At 73.5% G+C, this 17,960-nt stretch carries 14 protein-coding genes; 11 read left to right on the top strand and 3 right to left on the bottom strand.

The features are described 5' to 3' along the window. Positions 1-67: 67 nt before the first annotated feature. Together I8D64_RS14165 and I8D64_RS14160 are read right to left on the bottom strand one after the other, a co-directional pair. Positions 68-2,056 (bottom strand): glycoside hydrolase family 2 protein, encoded by a 1,989-nt coding sequence (locus I8D64_RS14165; protein ID WP_425490320.1) that lies wholly within the window; start codon positions 2,054-2,056, stop codon positions 68-70. Positions 2,057-2,155: 99 nt separating this feature from the next. Next, on the bottom strand, positions 2,156-3,214 hold the full coding sequence (locus I8D64_RS14160) for a LacI family DNA-binding transcriptional regulator (protein WP_200503444.1): 1,059 nt from the start codon (positions 3,212-3,214) through the stop codon (positions 2,156-2,158). Between the two features lie 356 nt (positions 3,215-3,570). Here I8D64_RS14160 and I8D64_RS14155 point away from each other — a divergent pair, with 356 nt between their 5' ends. From I8D64_RS14155 to I8D64_RS14140, 4 genes are all read left to right on the top strand, one after another. Continuing rightward, entirely contained in the window at positions 3,571-5,121 is a 1,551-nt protein-coding gene (locus tag I8D64_RS14155) for a DEAD/DEAH box helicase (RefSeq protein WP_200503443.1), read from the top strand. Between the two features lie 49 nt (positions 5,122-5,170). After that, on the top strand, positions 5,171-5,572 hold the full coding sequence (locus tag I8D64_RS14150; protein WP_200503442.1) for a rhodanese-like domain-containing protein: 402 nt from the start codon (positions 5,171-5,173) through the stop codon (positions 5,570-5,572). A gap of 61 nt (positions 5,573-5,633) precedes the next feature. Further along, the gene (locus I8D64_RS14145; protein ID WP_200503441.1) at positions 5,634-6,278 is read left to right on the top strand and encodes a hypothetical protein; all 645 of its coding nucleotides are present in this window, start codon (positions 5,634-5,636) and stop codon (positions 6,276-6,278) included. Positions 6,279-6,380: 102 nt separating this feature from the next. Further along, entirely contained in the window at positions 6,381-7,439 is a 1,059-nt protein-coding gene (locus I8D64_RS14140) for an LLM class flavin-dependent oxidoreductase (protein WP_200503440.1), read from the top strand. A gap of 310 nt (positions 7,440-7,749) precedes the next feature. On the opposite strand, the gene I8D64_RS14135 is transcribed toward I8D64_RS14140, so the two are convergent. Further along, entirely contained in the window at positions 7,750-8,904 is a 1,155-nt protein-coding gene (locus tag I8D64_RS14135) for a hypothetical protein (RefSeq protein WP_200503439.1), read from the bottom strand. A 331-nt stretch (positions 8,905-9,235) separates the two neighbouring features. On the opposite strand from I8D64_RS14135, the gene I8D64_RS14130 reads away from it, so the two are divergent. The 7 genes from I8D64_RS14130 to I8D64_RS14100 are packed head-to-tail and all read left to right on the top strand — an operon-like array spanning position 9,236 to position 17,944. Beyond that, on the top strand, positions 9,236-10,756 hold the full coding sequence (locus tag I8D64_RS14130) for an FAD-binding oxidoreductase (RefSeq protein WP_343068590.1): 1,521 nt from the start codon (positions 9,236-9,238) through the stop codon (positions 10,754-10,756). A 5-nt stretch (positions 10,757-10,761) separates the two neighbouring features. After that, positions 10,762-12,105 carry an aminotransferase-like domain-containing protein gene (locus I8D64_RS14125; RefSeq protein WP_200503438.1) on the top strand — a complete coding sequence of 448 codons (1,344 nt, stop codon included), beginning with the start codon at positions 10,762-10,764 and terminating at the stop codon, positions 12,103-12,105. Beyond that, entirely contained in the window at positions 12,102-13,835 is a 1,734-nt protein-coding gene (locus I8D64_RS14120; protein ID WP_200503437.1) for an ABC transporter substrate-binding protein, read from the top strand. The genes I8D64_RS14125 and I8D64_RS14120 overlap by 4 nt, the downstream gene beginning before the upstream one ends. Then, complete coding sequence (locus tag I8D64_RS14115) at positions 13,832-14,767, top strand: ABC transporter permease (RefSeq protein ID WP_200503436.1); 936 nt, start codon at positions 13,832-13,834, stop codon at positions 14,765-14,767. The genes I8D64_RS14120 and I8D64_RS14115 overlap by 4 nt, the downstream gene beginning before the upstream one ends. Continuing rightward, entirely contained in the window at positions 14,764-15,660 is an 897-nt protein-coding gene (locus tag I8D64_RS14110) for an ABC transporter permease (protein WP_200503435.1), read from the top strand. Before I8D64_RS14115 ends, I8D64_RS14110 begins: the two co-directional genes overlap by 4 nt. Then, the gene (locus tag I8D64_RS14105) at positions 15,657-17,444 is read left to right on the top strand and encodes a dipeptide ABC transporter ATP-binding protein (protein ID WP_200503434.1); all 1,788 of its coding nucleotides are present in this window, start codon (positions 15,657-15,659) and stop codon (positions 17,442-17,444) included. The genes I8D64_RS14110 and I8D64_RS14105 overlap by 4 nt, the downstream gene beginning before the upstream one ends. After that, the gene (locus I8D64_RS14100; protein ID WP_200503433.1) at positions 17,441-17,944 is read left to right on the top strand and encodes a GNAT family N-acetyltransferase; all 504 of its coding nucleotides are present in this window, start codon (positions 17,441-17,443) and stop codon (positions 17,942-17,944) included. Before I8D64_RS14105 ends, I8D64_RS14100 begins: the two co-directional genes overlap by 4 nt. Positions 17,945-17,960: the final 16 nt, after the last annotated feature.

The following is a 17,960-nucleotide window of genomic DNA, read 5'->3' as shown; positions in this document are numbered from 1 at the left end:
GGCCGCGGCGCATCCCGCCGTCTCGCCGGGGCCGGGCGGGGCCGACGCCCGACGAGACGCGCGCCCGTCACTCCTCCTCGTACGCGGCCCTCTTCTCCTGCACCGCGCGCAGGCGGGCGAGGTCGAGCTTGCGGCCGCGCTGGAAGTCCACGACGCCGTTCTTCTCCTGGAACACGTCGGTGAGCTGCGTGTAGCAGTAGGCGAACATGAGCGGGTCGCCCAGCAGCACGTCCGTGAGGCCCTCGAAGCGCTCGTAGAGCTCCTCCTCGCTCGAGATCCGCTGCCCGTAGCCCCACGACTGGGAGGCGTTGTTGCCGGCCTCGCGGGCGGCGCGCGCCGCCTCCTCGGCGTTCCACCAGATGCCGCCGTACTCGGAGACGAAGTAGGGCTGCCCCTCGTAGTCCAGGGAGAAGGAGCCGTCCGCGAAGGGCAGCTCGCCGTCGCCGAGATCGCGGCGGTTGGCGAAGGGACGCCCCTCGGCGAGGCCGGACTGCTCCGTGCGGAAGCGCTCGGGATCCTGCTCGTAGGAGTGGGAGTCGAAGACGTCGGCCCCGCGCACGCGGTGCGAGTAGCCGGAGGTGTCGAGCACCGGGCGGGTGGGGTCGGCGAGCTTCGTCGCGTCGTACATCGCCTGGGTGACGTCGTCGAGCTGGGTGATGCGATCGTGGCGCACCTGGTGGGTCTCGTTCAGGGGGCACCAGCCCACGATCGCGGGGTGGTTGATGTCCCGGCGCACCGCCTCGACCCACTGGCCGATGAACGCCGCGGTGGGCTGCTGGTTGTCGCCCGTCGGCCCGCGCCCGGAGACGCCCCAGTCGCCGAACTCGCCCCAGACCAGGTAGCCGTGGACGTCGGCCCAGAAGAGCATGCGCTCCTCGAAGACCTTCTGGTGCAGGCGCGCGCCGTTGAAGCCGGCCTCGAGGGAGAGGCGCACGTCGCCCTTGATCGCCTCGTCCGACGGGGCGGTCATGAAGGTGTCCTCCCACCAGCCCTGGTCCAGGACCAGGCGCTGGAAGACCTTCTCGCCGTTGATGCGGAACTCGTGGTCGCGCAGCGAGGTCGAGCGCAGGCCGGTGTAGGAGCGGACCGTGTCCAGGACGGCGCCGCCGTCGGCCACGAGGCGCAGCTCGAGGGAGTAGAGCTGCGGGTCGCCCGGGGCCCATACGCGCACCTGGTCCTCGGGGACCGTGATCTCGAGGTGCGGGGCGAGGTCGAGGTCCGCGCGGACCTCCGCGCTCGCGACGGCGCCGCCGCCGACCTCGCCGAGCACGGCCTCCAGGCGCGTGCCGGGAGTGCTGCGCGAGAGCGGGACGTCGATCGCGAAGGAGTGGGAGGCGAGCGAGGGCACCACGCGCAGCGAGCGGATCGCGTCCTCGGGGACGCCCTCGAGCCAGACCGTCTGCCAGATGCCGGTGACCCGGTGGTAGGTCGCGTGGCTCGCCTCGTAGAAGACCGACTGCTTGCCGCGCGCCTGCAGGTCGTGGCGGGAGTCGCGAGCGCGCACGACGATCTCGACGCTGCCCCCGGCGGACACGACGCCCGAGAGGTCCGCGTCGAAGGGCGTGAAGCCGCCGCGGTGGCGAGCGACCTCGACCCCGTCGGCCCAGACCGTCGCGTCGTGGTCGACGGCGCCGAAGTGCAGCACCGGCCGCAGCCCCTCCCAGCTCGCGGGCACGCTGACCGTGCGGCGGTACCAGACGGCCTCCATGAAGTCGCGGTCGCCGATGCCGGAGGCCGGCGACTCCGGCGGGAAGGGCACGAGGATCTCGGTGGCGAGCTCGCGCTCGAGCAGTCCGCGCTCGCGGCCTGTGTCGCCGCGGTCGATCTCGAACTGCCAGGTGCCGTTGAGGTTCAGCCAGGCCTCGCGCTGCAGCTGCGGGCGCGGGTGCTCAGGGCGCGGGACGTCGCCGGTCGGGACGTCGCCGGATCCGTCCGACGCCGGGGCGTCCAGCGCGGCGGCGAGCTCGTCGGCGCGGGCGAAGAGGTCGGTCAGGTGCGAGGGCAGCTCGGGCACGGCGTGCTGGTCGCTCGCGGGGCTCTGCTCGGGTGCGGTCACGGTGGTCCTTCCATCGGCGCTGATCGGCGGGCCGGACGGCGCCGGCACCTCAAGTCAACACCGCCGCGCCCCGGATTGCAACGTGGGAAACACGGATGGTCAGCGACGCGGCCCTGCGGAGCTCTCGCGCGCCACGAGGCGATAGGGGACGACGTGCTCTCCCCCGCCGGGCGCCCCTTCACCCGGCCCACAGGGACCCGATCCTCCCGGACCTTCCGAACCTCCCGGGCCGATCGCGGCGTCGAGGGTCGCGGCGATGAGGTCGTCGAGGTCCGGGGCGATCGAGCTCAGCGCGGGGTGGGCGTGCCGCGCTCCGGGGGTGTCGTCCCAGCCCACCACCCCGACGTCCCCGGGGACGTCGAGCCCGGACTCGCGCAGGCCCGCGAGGGCGCCGATCGCGAGCTGGTCGTTGGCCGCGGAGATCGCGTCGAACGCGACGCCGCGCTGGACGAGGTCGAGCACCGCGCGCCGCCCCTCGGCCATGTCCCACGCGCCCACGTGCGCGATCCGCTCCGGGTCGCTCGCGATGCCGCTCGCCCGGCAGGCGGCGCGGAAGCCCGCGAGGCGGTCAGTGCCGGCCGAGCGCTGCTCGGACTCCCCGCCCAGGAAGACGGGTCGGCGATAGCCGCGCTCGACCAGATGGCGGACCACGTCGGCCGAGGCCTCGACGTTGTCGACGGCGACGTGGGTGACGCCCTCGGCGCTCAGCAGGTGCTCGCCGAGCAGCACGAGCGGCGGCCCGTCCCCGCGGTCCCGGATCTCGACGGGGTCCAGCGCCTCCGGCGAGATCACGACCGCATCGACAGGGCGGCTGATGCGTCCGCGCACGTGGGCGCGCTCGACCTCGCCCCGGCCCAGCGACAGCTCGACGCTCACGGTGTACCCGCGCTCCTTGGCCGCGACGTGCAGCATCTGCGCGAGCTGGGCGAAGTAGGGGTTGGAGAGCTCGGGCAGCACCAGGGCGATGGTGTGCGTCGGGCCGCCGCGCAGCTCCCGGCCGATCGTGTTCGGCACGTAGCCGAGCTCGCTGATGGCCCGTTCGACCCGCTCACGGGTCTCGGGCCGCACGACGGGCCGGTCGTTGACGACGTTGGAGACCGTCTTCCACGAGACCCCGGCGGCCTTCGCCACGTCCTTGATGCTCACGCGCCTGGCCATCGCGCACCGCCTTCCTGCTGTTCCGGGGACCGTCCACCCCGGCCCCGGTGATCCGCCGAGGATACCGGCCGGCCTCGCCCCCCAGGTGCGTTGCTCACATCGGGACCCGCAGATGAGGGTGAACGGCGAGGACGGCCGTAGGCTGGTGGCTTCGTGTGCCGTCCCACCTGCCATGGCACCGCGCCTCGCCGCGCACTGCGCGACGACGGCGGCGCGCCGTCCGCGCGCAGCCCCGGGGGGCCTCCCCGTCGGGCACGTCCCCAGGCCCTGCCCGTCGGACGCCGACCGGGTCTCCCCCGTCGGACCAGCGGACCGCAGCGCGCAGGGCGGGACCGCGTCCTCTAGAACGGAAATCCGTGACCTCCACTGACTTCGCGCGCCTCGGCGTGCCCTCGCACCTCATCGACGCCCTCGCCCCGCAGGGCATCACCACCCCCACCCCGATCCAGTCCGCGACCCTCGGCGACTCCCTCGCCGGCCGCGACGTGCTGGGCCGCGGCCGCACCGGCTCCGGCAAGACCTACGCCTTCGGCCTGCCGCTCGTCGCCCGCCTCGAGCAGGACGCGCGCAAGCGCCGCAGCCGCTTCCCGCGCGCCCTCGTGCTGGCCCCGACCCGCGAGCTCGCCGCCCAGATCGACCAGTCGCTGACGCCGCTGCTGCGCGCCGCGAACCTGCGCAGCACCGTCGTCTTCGGCGGCGTCGGCCAGAAGCCCCAGGTCGATGCGATCGCCCGTGGCGTCGACGTGCTCGTCGCCTGCCCCGGCCGTCTGCTGGACCTCATGGGCCAGGGCCACGTGGACCTCGGCGCCGTCGAGATCACCGTGCTCGACGAGGCCGACCACATGGCCGACATGGGCTTCCTGCCGATGGTCCGCCGGATCCTCGCCAAGACCCCCGCGAAGGGCCAGCGCATGCTGTTCTCCGCGACCCTGGACCAGGGCGTCCAGAAGCTCGTCAAGGAGTTCCTGCACTCCCCCGTCACCCACTCGGCCGATCCGGAGACCAGCCCGGTCTCGACGATGGAGCACCACGTGCTCGAGGTCGGCGCGGATGCGAAGTTCGACGTGCTGCGCGATCTCGCGGCGGCGCCCGGACGCACCATCCTCTTCACCCGCACCAAGCACGGTGCGAAGAAGCTCGCCCAGAAGCTGAGCCGCTCGGGCGTGGCCGCCGTGGAGCTGCACGGCAACCTCTCCCAGGGCGCCCGCACCCGCAACCTCGAGGCCTTCGGCTCGGGGACCGCGAGCACGCTGGTCTCCACCGACATCGCCGCCCGCGGCATCCACGTGGACGACGTCGCCCTGGTCGTGCACGCGGACCCGCCGGTCGAGCACAAGGCGTACCTGCACCGCTCGGGCCGCACCGCGCGCGCCGGCGGCTCCGGCACCGTGATCACCGTGCGCACGCCCGACCAGAAGAAGGACGTGCACGACCTCATGCGCAAGGCCCGCATCACGCCGGCCCAGCACGAGGGCGTTGTCGTCACGAGCCCCGTGCTGAGCGAGCTCGCCCCCGGCGAGCGCGTCTTCACCGAACCCGCACCGGCCCCGGCACAGCAGCCCCAGCAGGGCGGCGGACGCGGCCAGGGCGGTCGTGGTCAGGGCGGCGGTCGTGGTCAGGGCGGTCGCGGCAGCGGCGGCGGTCGCTCCTCCGGGGGCCGCGGTCGCGGCGGCCAGGGCGGCCGCGGACAGGGCTCCCAGGACGGTCGCTCCGGTGACGGCTCGCGCTCCGGCCAGGACGGCCGCTCGGGCCAGGGATCGCGCTCGGGCCAGGGCTCGCGCGGTCGCGGCCGCGGCGGCCGCTCGGGCTCCGGCTCGGTGACCTCCTACTCGACCTCGAGCTCGGGCGAGGGCTCGTCGCGCCGCTCCGGCGGGCTCGCGGCCTTCTCCTCGGGCCGCCGCGGCTGACACCGGACGCGCCCGGCCCGTCTCGGGTCCGGGCGCCCCGGGGCGCATCATGGCCCGCAGCATCGCGGAGATCCTCGCCGAGGCCCGGCGCGGCACGGCGCGCGTAGCACCGAGCGACCTGCCCGGGCCACTGCGCGACGGCGCCCGGGTGATCGACGTGCGCACGCCCTGGACGCGCGACGCCGAGGGGCACATCCCCGGAGCGATCGTGGTCGAGCACACCGTCATGCTGTGGCGGCTGGACCCCCTCAGCCCGAGCCGCATGGCCGACGGGCCGAGCTACGACGACGACGTCATCGTCGTGTGCAACGAAGGGTTCTCCTCCTCGCTCGCCGCGCGCGACCTGCGCGAGCTCGGCTTCTCCCGGGCCACGGACCTCGAAGGCGGCTTCCGCGCCTGGGCCGCGGCGGGCCTGCCCGTGCAGGCCGAGCCGACGCGATACGTGACCTGAAACCCGCGCGTCCGCGTAGGGTGCGACGCAAGCACATGCGCACGACGAGCGAGGGGCACTCATGAGCCAGTCACCCTGGGACCGACCGGATCCGCACCGCGGACCCCATCCCGTGATCCCGGGCGAGGTCGTGCACCATCACGCCCCGGACGCGGCGCAGCGGAGCTTCGACCCGTACGCGGCGGACGGACAGCATGTCCCCGACGCACAGCACGCCCACGGTGCACCGCGAGCCGGCGCGGCACCTTCCGCGGGCGCCCCGTACTCCTCCCCCGGCGGACCGCCGCCCGGATCCGCCCTCCAGCCCCACGGCGCGCCGACGGGGAACCCCGGTGCCGGTGCTGCTCCGATGCCCGGCGTGATGCCCGTGCCGGTGGCCGTGATGCCGCTCAAGAGCGTGGGCGTGGCCTTCGTCCTCACCTTCTTCTTCGGCGTCTTCGGGGTGTTCTACTCGAGCGTGACAGGGGCGCTCGTCCTGATCGGCGTCACCGTGGGCCTGCTGGTCCTCTCGACGATCGTGTTCGGCATCCTCTCGGTGCTGACGATGGGGATCGGGGCCGTGCTGTTCGGACTGGTCCCGCTGATCGGCGTGGGAGCGTGGATCGCGAGCATCATCTGGGGCTGCACGGCGGCCTCGAACCACAACCAGCGGGTGCAGGCGCAGTACGCGCAGATGGCGGCGCGCCACCAGCATCCGACCTGGTGACCGCTGCAGGAAAGCGGTGCTGACCTCGCTATTCCCCGGGCCGACGCTCGAGTGCTCACAGCGCCCAGCACCCCGCGCCGGGCGCGGCGTAGCCTCGGCTCCATGAGCACTCCCGCCCCCGGCCCTGGGCCCAGCGGCCCGTCCGCATCCTCCGCGTCGCGCACCCCGCACGTCCCGCTCTCGATCCTCGACCTCGTCCCGATCTCCGAGGGGATGGACGCCCGCGAGGCCATCGGCCACGCGATGAGCTCCGCGCAGCTCGCCGACCGTCTGGGCTTCACCCGCTACTGGTTCGCCGAGCACCACAACACGATCTCCCTGGCCTCGAACGCGACCAGCCTGCTCATCGGCCAGGCCGCGCAGCTGACCGAGCGGATCCGCGTGGGCTCGGGCGGCGTCATGCTGCCCAACCACTCCCCGCTCTCGGTCATCGAGCAGTTCGGCACCCTGGTCCAGATGCACGGCGATCGCATCGACCTGGGGCTCGGGCGTGCGCCCGGCACCGATCCGCTCACCGCGCAGCTGCTCGCGCGCACGTCGGCCGAGCCGGAGGCATTCATCGCGGCGGTCGAGCAGATGCGCGACTGGTCGCGCTCCGAGCAGCCGACGGGCCTGCGGATCGCCGCCCCGGTCGCCGAGGGCACCGAGGTCGCCATGTGGATCCTCGGCTCGACGTCGAACGGCGCACAGCTCGCCGGTCGCCTCGGCATGCCCTTCTCCGTCGCCTCGCACTTCTCGCCCTTCGGGGTCGAGCAGGCGCTGGACGCCTACCGCCGGACCTTCGACGCGGACGCCGAGTCCGCCCAGACCGACGCCGCGCACACCATGGTGGGCGTGAACGTCCTGGTCGCGCCCACGGACGAGGAGGCGCAGCACCTGTTCACCTCGGCGCAGCAGGGTTTCCTGGGGATCCTGCGCGGCGAGCGCACGAAGGTGAAGCCGCCCCGGGATCTCGAGGGCCTCGCCGACCCGGCGCTGCTCGCGAAGGTCGACCAGACGCTCTCCGTGCGCGCCGTCGGCTCCCCGCGCACGGTCGTCGCGCAGCTCGAATCCATCGTCCGCGCGACCGGGGCCGACGAGCTCATCGTCACCGGCCAGATCTTCGACCCCGCGCATCGCGACCGCTCCCACGAGCTGCTCGCACAGGCATGGGGGCTCTGAGGCGCTGGGTCGACGCGGCGCTGAGTCGACGAGGCGCCCAGGCATATCGCTACCGGAGCACGCCCTCCACCACATACTCCTTCGCAGGGGAGGCGCGACGCGAGGCCGAGGGCGGGTCGTCGCGGCGCCCCCGTGTGCGCGAGCGTTACGATTTGCGGTGGGTTTTGGACGGACGTGCGAAGCGTCGAAAATCCACCGCAATTCGTAACGCGCCAGCAGGCACACCGGCGCCGAGGCAGGGCACGGCGTGAGGTGGTGAGGTGGGAGCCCCCGGCGTCACCCGGGCCCTCAGCCTCCGGGGTCACCCGGGTCAGGCCTTAGCGCCTTCGCTCTCCGTCTGCCACCCGAGCTCCTCTGCGGCCCCGGGAGATCCGAGAATCCTGCGCCGGGTGTGCGACCGGATGTGCGATTCGGCCTGCTCCATCCGCGCCCGGTGCGCGCGCCGCTGGTCCAACACGGCATTTCGCACGGCGAACCTCACCTGACCGGGGTCATGGACGAGCACCTGCTCGGGAATGCGCACCTCCAGCCATCCGGGCAGACCCGGCGCGTGGGCGATGCGCACGGGCAGCAGACGCGGCACGAAGGGCAGAGTGCAGCGAGCGCAGTCCCCACAGCGCGGCGCGCACACGGGCTCCTTGCGGAACACCGCATAGACCCGGTCCGCCCACCAGATCGCATGCGCACGTCGCAGCAGCACCGGGACGTAGTGAGGGGGCGACGGGTCTGGATCCCCGCCCGTCAGCGGCATGTTCAGCCGCACCCGTCCCCACGCGGGGCCCGAGCGCATCAGGCGGGAATGCAGCACGCTCGGCCTGTCGGTGCCCGAGCTCATCAGGGCGGTCGCCGCCTTCGGTGCACCGTGCACACCGCTGCCGGAGGCCCAGATCAGGGCACCGTCGGGGACCATCGGTTCGGTCGGTTCCATGAACCTGTCCTGGGTGATCCGCGCGCGCAGCCGGTCGGTCACGACCACCAGCGAGACGTCGCCGAGCACCGAGGCGAGATCCGTCCATGTGCGCACCAATGTCGCGATGCGCACCCCGTCGACCGTCTCGATCTGCCAGGGCTGAAGTGGCACTCGGCTCCACTGCACGACGTCGTCGGACGCGCGATGCGCAGCGTTCGGGGTGCCGAGGTGCACTGTGGGGATCCCCCAGCGCGCGTCCACCGGTTCGCGCCCGGTCATGTCGGCGTCGCCCGGACAGGGAAGTCCCCAGGCCCGGGCCGCGGTCAGACCGACCAGGGCGGCCTCGGGGTGCAGGCGCAGCATCGCATCGGCGACGTCCCAGCGCGTGACCCTGCCGGCGCGGAGCGCGTCGGTGCAAGCGTAGAGGCCCTGCCGGAGCCGGGTGACGTCCCGGCGGCGGAGGCGCTGCGGCTCCACGCCTGCGACGCGGGCGTCATGCGTCGTGAACACGGGACGGGGCAGGGCGTCCGGGAGATCTGCCGGGGCATGAGGCATGTCGTGAAGTGTCCCGTCTTCGCCAGGCGTCCGGGCTCTGTCCCCAATCCGCAGGTCAGAGGATTCGACGCGACACGAGAAGTGATCGCGGGGAAGAGACGACCACGGGGAAGAGACGCCCGCACGGAGAGGGCGGGTCCCCCGAGAGCACTGGGCGGCAGAGAGTCCGACCGATGGTGACGTGCCGCCCGGAGCTGAATCCTCATGTGACCTGCGCCCCACTCGAGCGGCGAGCGCACCTCTGTGTGTCTCCTTATGTGAAGCATCAGTTGCTCTAATACTCGTGGACCTCCACGATGGGACGGTCCTGCCACCGACCCGTGGAGCCCGCGTGACGACCTCGATCTCTGCCTCGACCTCAGCCGACGCGTCGGCCGGCCCGCCGCCTGCGCCCTCTGCGCCCTCTGCCGACGCATCGACCCTCTCGCCGCGTCTGCGCGGCCTCGCCGAGCGCCTGCGCGGCCTCCTCGGGGAGGGCGTCGTGCACACCGATCCCGACCCGGTGTACGCGGGGGACCACGCGGTTCCCTCCGCTCCCGGCACGAGCTTCCTGCTGGTCCTCCCCCGCGACGTCGAGGGAGTGCAGGCCACCCTCCGCCTGGCCCACGAGACCGGCACGCCCGTCGTCCCGCGCGGTGCGGGCTCGGGTCTGTCCGGGGGCGCCACCCCGATCGACGGGTCGATCGTGCTGAGCCTCGAGCGCCTCACGCGCATCCGCGAGATCGACGTGCTCGACGAGGTCGCCGTGGTGGAGGCGGGCGTGATCACCGCGGACCTCTCCGAGGCGCTCGCGCCGCACGGCTTCTTCTACGCGCCGGACCCGGCGAGCGCGCGGCTCTCCAGCATCGGCGGGAACATCGCGACCAACGCGGGCGGGCTGCACTGCGCGAAGTATGGGGTGACCAGGGAATCCGTTTTCGGGCTCGAGGTGGTCCTGGCCGACGGCACGCTGCTGCGCACCGGACACCGCTCGATCAAGGGTGTCACCGGGCTCGACCTCACGCAGCTGCTCATCGGCTCCGAGGGCACGCTCGCGATCGTCGTCGCGGCGACCGTGCGGATCCGCCCGCTGCCCGTCGCCCGACGCACCGTGCTCGCACGCTTCCCCACCGTCGCGGGCGCCGCGGCGGGGGTGAACGCGATCTCGCGCAGTCCCGTGCGGCCGGCGGCCTGCGAGCTGCTGGACGCGCGCTCCCTCGAGGACATCGACGAGAACACGGGAGCGGGCGTCGCCGAGGGCGAGAGCGCGGTGCTGCTCGTCGAGCTCGACGGCTACGGCATCGCGGAGCAGACCCGCGACCTGATCGCCGCGCTCGGTGGCGCGGGCGGCCCGGCGGACGACGGCGGGGACGGCGGGGACGCCGGCCCGTCGGACGTCGAGATCCGCGTCCTCGAGGACGAGGCGGAGGCGGAGCACTGGTGGGAGCTGCGCCGTTCGGGCCGCGGCTCCGGCGCCGGGCACTTCCGCCTCGGCGAGGACGTCGCGATCCCGAAGTCGCGCCTCGCCGATGCCTTCGCGGTCATCGAGCGGATCGGCCGCGAGCACGGCATCCGCACGTCGGCGGTCGCGCATGCGGGCGACGGCAACCTCCACCCCTCGCTCTCGCTCCCCCGCCCCGAGGACAACCCCGATCCCTCGGCGCCGCTGCCGCCCGTCCTGCACGAAGCGGCCGACGACCTGGTCCGCGAGGCTCTGGCCCTCGGCGGCACCATCAGCGGCGAGCACGGCATCGGCACCGCCAAGCACTCCTGGCTCGACCTCGAGCTCTCCGACGCGTCCCGCGCGCTCCAGCGCCGGCTGAAGGACGCCTTCGACCCTCAGCACCTGCTCAATCCCGGGAAGGCCCTCTGACCCCGATGAACACTGCGACCACTTCGGACACAGCGACCACAACGACGACGAGGGCCGGCGCCGATCCCGCCCCTGCGCTCTCCCCCTCCGCGCTGCTCTCGGATCTGGGCTCGCGCGAGGACCGCGCGCGGGGCTTCGGGAAGGCCTCCTCGCTGCCCGCCGACTCGATCCCGCTGCTCGGCGGCGCCCCGAGCGAGGACCTGCTGCCGCTCGCGCAGATCCGCCACGCCGCCGAGGACCTCACCGCCGATCCGTCGGCCCTCGCCGCGGCGCTCCAGTACTCCCAGAGCCCGGGCCTGGCGGGCCTGCGCGACTGGATCGGCCGACGCGAGGGCGCGGAGCCCGCGCGGATCGTCGTCACCAACGGCGCCTTCCACGGGCTCTCGCTGCTGTTCGACGCCCTGCTCGACGAGGGCGACGCGATGATCGTCGAGGATCCCACCTACCCGCTGATCTTCCGCGACCTGCAGCACAAGCGCCCCCGGCTCGTCCCGCTGCGCCTCACGGAGCGCGGATTCGACATCGACGCGCTCGAGGCGCGGCTGGTCGCGGGCGAGCGCCCGAAGCTGCTGTACACGGTGCCCGATCACCACAACCCCACCGGGTACGTCACCACGCCGGCCGAGCGCGCGCGGCTGGTCGAGCTCGCCGAGCGCTTCGGCTTCGTGATCGTCTCCGACAACGCGTACCACTCGCTGGGCTTCGACGGCCCCTCGCTGCCGGACTACCCGCTGGGCTCGGACCGCGTGGTCCACGTGCGCACCTTCTCGAAGGTGCTCGGGCCCGGCCTGCGGCTGGGCTGGCTCGCACTGCCGACATGGCTCGTCGGCCCCGTGACGCGGCTGCGCGCGAACCAGGACCAGCACTCCTCGGTGCTCGTGCAGGCGATCGTCGAGCGGGTGCTGGGGGCCGGATCGGCCGCGCACCCGGCGCCGGGCGACGGTCCGCTCGCCCCGCGCGGCTTCGACGCCATCGCCGCCCGCGCCCGCACCGCCTACGCCGAGCGCTTCGACCTCGTGACCTCGATCCTGGACGCGCAGGTGCCCGGCGGCATCGAGGTCGTCCACCGCACGGGCGGCATCTTCGCCTGGGTGCGGGTGCGCGACGAGCGCATCGATCTCGCCGCGGCCCAGCGCGTGGCCCGCGAGCGGACCGGGACCGACGCGGTGCTGGGCCGGTACTTCTTCTGGGAGGGCGCGGACGGTGGCCCGGCCGCGGGGTCGGGCACGAACCCGGCCGACGATCGCGGCGCGCTGCGCGTGGGGATCAGCCATCTGCCGCCGGAGCGCCTGCGCGAGGGGGCCGAGCGTCTCGCCGCGGCCCTGTCCGATCCGGAGGCCCGAGGGTGACCCGGCCCGTCGGCCCCGCGCCCGTCGGCCCCGCGCCCGTCGGCCCGGCCCCCGTCGGCCCCGATGTCACCCGCCGACGCCTCCTGCGCGGTATCGGCGCGGGCGCGCTGGGGCTCGCCGCGCTGCCCCTGGCGGGCTGCGCGCTCGAGGCCGCCCACGCGGCGGGCGGCTCCGAGACGCCCGAGGACGAGCTGACCTTCCTCATCTCGAACCTCGACGGCGGATGGGTGCCCTCCAAGAGCGCGATCTCGAGCTACGAGGCGAACGTCTGGCAGCAGCTCACCGACAAGCTCGTGCACACGGACGAGAAGGGGACCATCACCCCGTGGATCGCCGAGAGCTGGGACGTCGCGAGCGACTCGACCGAGTTCACGCTGCACCTGAAGGACGGCGTCACCTTCTCCGACGGCACAGCGCTGGACGCCGACGCTGTCGTCGCGAACCTCGACGTCTGGGCGAAGGGCCGGCCCGACGCGGGCATCGCGAAGGTGGGCCTGTTCCCCGGCTCGACCTACGACGGGGCCGAGGCGCTCGACGAGCGCACCGTGCGCGTGCGCTTCACCGCCCCGTCCCTCTCCTTCCTGCCGACCCTCGGCTACCACGGATGCCTGCTGCTGAGCCCCGACTCCGTGGCCCGCTCCCTGGGCGAGCAGTCGGACCTCGCCCACCAGATCGGCAGCGGACCCTTCGTGCTGGACTCCTGGGCCGCGAGCGACCACGTCACCCTGGTGCGCCGCGAGGACTACGACTGGGCTCCGCCCGTGCTCGGGCGCAGCGGTGCCGCCGCGCTGCGGAGGATCACCTTCAAGGTGCTGCCCGACGACACCCTGCGCGCCTCCGCCGCCCGCGCCCACCAGAGCGACGTGTCCTACAACGTGAACCCGCAGGTCCTGGACTCCTTCACCGAGGCCGGGTTCACGATCGAGGTGCCGCGCTATCTCGGCTTCACCCACGGCTTCCGGGTGCGCACGAACGTGGCGCCCTTCGACGACGTGCGCGTGCGCCGCGCGATCACCCGCGGCATCGACCGCGACGAGATCCTGCGCACCGTGTTCACGAAGGACTGGGAGAGCGCGACGAGCTGGCTGCAGTCGAGCGTCCCCGAGGCCGAGGACCATTCGGACCTCTTCCCCTTTGACCCGGACTCGGCCGCGCGGCTGCTCGACGACGCCGGATGGACCGGGCGCTCCGAGGACGGCTACCGCACGAAGGACGGCACGGAGCTCGCGTTCACCCTCTACCCCACCCCGTACCTCACCGGCTCCGTGCCCGAGGCCGAGCTGATCTCCCAGCAGCTGGGCCGCCTGGGCATCCGCGTCGCGACCCAGAAGATCGACGTCGCGGCCTACTCCGGGAAGGTCGAGGACAACCCCGACCAGGGGCTCGCCGAGGTCACCCGCAGCTTCGTGGACGCCGGCACCGTGGCGGGAGTGATCACCGCCGACGGCGAGGACTGGTTCGCCCTCGGGGACTCCGACGAGCGCCTCGCGGATCTCGCGGGCCGGGTGGCTGGCACCGCCGACCGCACGGAGCGCGCCGGGGTGATCGACGAGCTCTCGCAGCATGTCCTCGAGCAGGCCTACTTCATCCCGCTCGAGCAGAACGTCCAGCGCATCTACGTCCAGACCCCCGAGCTCTCCGGCATCACGGTCAACGCCGTCGCCATCCCCTCGTACCACGCGGCGACGAAGACGGGCTCGGGGGCCGACGGGACGGGGGCGGACGCATGATCGCCCTGAAGCGCGTCGGCCAGGCCGTCCTCGTCATCGCCCTCGCCTACGTGCTCGTGTTCCTGGTGCTCGCCGCGATCCCCGGCGACCCGGTGAGCGCGCAGCTCGAGAACCCGCAGGCCGGCTACTCCGAGGCCGAGAAGGCGCAGATCCGCTCGTTCTACGGCCTCGACAAGCCCGTGCTCGTGCAGCTGCTGATCTCGATCGGCAACGCCCTGCGCGGCGACCTCGGGATCTCGCTCTCGACCTCGGCGCCGGTCTCCTCGACGATCGGTGAGGCGATCCCCTCGACCCTCGCCCTCGCCGCGACCGCCCTGGTGTTCGCGCTGCTGATCGCCCTGATCCTGGGCTTCGCCTCGCAGAGCCTCGGCGAGGGCCGGCTGGGCGGCCTGGTGCGCTCACTGCCCACGGTGTTCCTGTCCACCCCGAACTTCCTCATCGGCCTGGTGCTGATCCAGGTGTTCGCGGTGCAGCTGGGCGCCTTCTCCATCATCGACCCCGAGACCGCCGGATCCACGGCCTTCGCGGCCCTGACCCTCGCGATCCCCGTGTCCGCGCAGATCGCCCAGGTGTTCATCACCGCCCTGGACACGACCACTGCGCTCGACCACACGGAGGTCGCGCTCTCCCGCGGGCTCGCCCCGGTGCGGGTGTTCGCGCGCCACCTGCTGCGGCCCTCCCTGCTGCCCACGGTCACCGTATGCGGGCTCGTGGTCGGCGAGCTGCTGGGCGGCTCGCTCATCACCGAGACGATCTTCGGGCGCGCCGGCATCGGCACCGTCGTCCAGAAGGCCGTGACCAGCCAGGACGTGCCCGTGCTGCAGGCCGCCGTGGTGCTCTCCGCGGCCGTGTTCGTGGGCGTCAACCTCGTCATCGACCTCGTGCTGCCGCTGCTGGACCCGCGGCTGCGCGCACCCCGGGAGGCGTCATGACCGCAGCGGTCCTCACCACCGGCGACCCCTCGGGCTCGCCCGAGCACGCGCCGGCCGGCGCCCCCGCGCAGGCAGGGTCACGGCTGCGCGGTCTGCGGCGCCTGCCGCTGACCGTGTGGCTGTCCATCGCCGTGCTCCTCCTCGTGCTCGCGTTCTCGCTCGCACCGGGACTGTTCACGAGCGCGGACCCGGCCGTCGGCGTGCCCGACCGGAAGTTCACGCCGCCCGGGTGGCAGTACCTGCTGGGCACCGACCACCTGGGCCGGGACCTGCTCTCGCGCATCATCCACGGCTCGGCCTCCTCGATGACCAGCGCCCTGATCGCGGTCGCGATCGGCGTGCTCGTGGGAGGGGCGATCGGCCTCGTCGCCGGGTACGCGGGCGGCTGGGCCGACGCGGTCCTGGGGCGCCTGGTCGACGTGCTGCTGGCGATCCCGAGCTTCCTGCTCGCCGTGGTCGTGGTCACGGCGCTCGGGTACGACACCCGCAACGCCGCGATCGCGACCGGCGTCTCCGCGGTGGCGGTGTTCGCCCGGCTCATGCGCGCGGAGGTCCTGCGCGTGCGCACGAGCGTGTTCATAGAGGCCGCCCGCCTGAACGGCGGCTCGGACGCGTACATCCTGATCCGCCACGTGCTGCCGAACGCCGTGCGTCCCGTGCTGTCCCTCGCCGTCCTCCAGTTCGGCCTCGCGATCCTCACCATCGCGGGCCTCGCGTTCCTGGGCTACGGCGATCCGCCGCCGGCCTCCGACTGGGGGCTGCTGGTGGCCGACGGACGCGAGCATCTCCTGCACGCGCCCTGGCTGGTGATCGCTCCCGGCCTCGTGATCGCGATTGTCGTGCTCTCCGTGAGCCGTCTCAGCCGCTTCATCGACACCGAGAGGAACCGATGACCTCCGCCGACACCGACACCCGCCCCGACGCAGGGAGCACCACCGCGGGCGACACCGAGCACGGCACCGCTCCCCTGCTGACCGTCGAGCACCTGCGCGTCACCTACGGCGAGCGAGCCGCGGCCCGCGAGGTCGTCCGCGACGTGTCCTTCTCCGTCCCCGCGGGCTCGACCCTCGCCCTGATCGGCGAGTCCGGCTCGGGCAAGTCGACGATCGCCCGGGCCGTCCTCCGCCTGCTCGAGCGCCGCGGCGCCCGCGTCGAGGGCAGCGTCCGCCTGCGCGGCCGGGAGATCTCCCGCCTGCGCGAGCACGCCCTGCGTCCCCTGCGCGGACGGGTGCTGGGCTTCGTCCCGCAGGACCCCGGCAGCGCCCTGAACCCCGTGCGCACCATCGGCTCCCAGGCCCTCGAGGCCGCGGCGCTCGTGCCGGAGGCCCGCAGCCGGGCCGCACGCGAGGCTCTCGTGCGCGAGGGGCTCGAACGGGCGGGACTCACGGACCCGGAGCGGATCGCCGCCTCCTACCCGCACCAGCTCTCCGGCGGACAGCTGCAGCGCGTGCTCATCGCGCTGGCGATCATCCCGGGCCCCGCACTGCTCGTGGCCGACGAGCCCACGAGCGCCCTCGACGTCACCGTCCAGAAGCAGATCCTGGACCTGCTGACGTCCCTCCAGGACGAGCTCGGCATCGGCCTGCTGCTGATCACCCATGACCTCGCCCTCGCGGCCGAGCGCTCCCAGCAGGTCGTCGTCCTCTCGGGCGGCACCATCCAGGAGGCGGGCCCCACCGCCGAGGTCTTCGCCCACCCGCGCTCGGAGTACACCCGGCGCCTGCAGGCCGACGTCCCCGGCCTGCACCCCGATCGCTTCGCCGACCTGCGCGCCGCCCGGGACCTCGGGGAGGGCGGCGGAGCCCCGCCCGCCACGGCGCCCCGTGTCACTGCCCGCGACATCACCCGGACGTTCCGCAGCACCGGCGGCCACGAGATCCGGGCGCTTCACGGGGTGTCCTTCTCGATCGCGCGCGGGACCACCCACGCGCTCGTCGGCGAGTCGGGCTCGGGGAAGACCACAGCGGCCCGGGCCCTGCTCGGGCTCGAGCGCCTGGACGCCGGGGCCCTCGAGGTCGACGGCCGGACGGTCGACCCGTCGGACCCCCGCGCGCTGCGCGCCCTGCGGCGCGACCTGCAGCTGGTCCATCAGAACCCCTTCACCTCGCTCGACCCGCGCTTCACCGTGGGCCGGATCGTCCGCGAGCCCCTCGACATGTACCGCGTGGGCGATGCCGCCGCGCGCGAGGAGCGCGTGAGCTGGGCGCTCGCCGCGGTGCGCCTCGACGAGGAGCTCCTGGGCAGGCGGCCGACGGCCCTCTCGGGAGGGCAGCGCCAGCGCGTCGCGATCGCCCGCGCCCTGGTGCTGCGCCCCGAAGTGCTGGTCCTCGACGAGCCGACGAGCGCCCTGGACGTCACGGTGCAGGCCGGGATCCTCGAGGTGCTCGTGCGCCTGCAGAAGGACCTGGGCCTCACCTACCTGTTCATCTCCCACGACCTGGGCGTGGTCCGGCAGGTCGCCGACACCCTCACCGTGCTGCGCCGCGGCGAGGTCGTCGAGGAGGGCGAGGCCGTGCGCGTCTTCGCCGACCCGCAGCACGAGTACACGCAGCGTCTGCTCGCCTCGATCCCCGCGCACGTCGCGGGCGCGGAGAGGACGACTCGCACACAGAGCACGGGGAGCACGGGGAGCACAGCGAGCACGCCCGGCGACGGGATCCTGGAGGCCACCGCATGACCGACACCCGCACCACGCCCACCCCCTCCATCACCTGGGAGGAGGTGTCCTGGGAGGATTCGCGCGCGGCCGCGCTGCGCAACGCGATGGACGCCGAGGTCGGCCCGCGCTACGTGCCGATCCGCGGCGCCTCGACCCCTCCGGGACGGCCGACGGGCGACGACGTGGAGACGGTCGTGCTCGCGCTCGTCGACGGCGAGGCCGCGGCCACCGGCACGCTGCGCCGCCTCCCCGAGCGACTCGAGGTCAAGCGGCTGTTCGTCGGCCCCGCGTTCCGCCGCTTGGGCCTCGCGCGGGCGATCCTCGCCCACCTCGAGAACGCCGCCCGTGCGCGGGGCGCCGTCGAGCTGTTCCTGCAGACGGGGAATCGCCAGCCCGACGCGATCGCGCTGTACGAGCGGGAGGGCTGGGAGCACGTGGAGGTGTTCGCGCCCTACGACCCGAGCGACGGCATCAGCGTCTGCTTCCGCAAGGACCTGGCGCCGCCGGCCGAGGGCTGAGCGGCCGGCTCACGTC

This window comes from Brachybacterium halotolerans (genome assembly GCF_016623465.1).
GTDB classification, from domain to species: domain Bacteria; phylum Actinomycetota; class Actinomycetes; order Actinomycetales; family Dermabacteraceae; genus Brachybacterium; species Brachybacterium halotolerans.
Note: the sequence above shows the minus strand (reverse complement) of the source record. Positions and strands in the feature narration are given on the sequence as shown.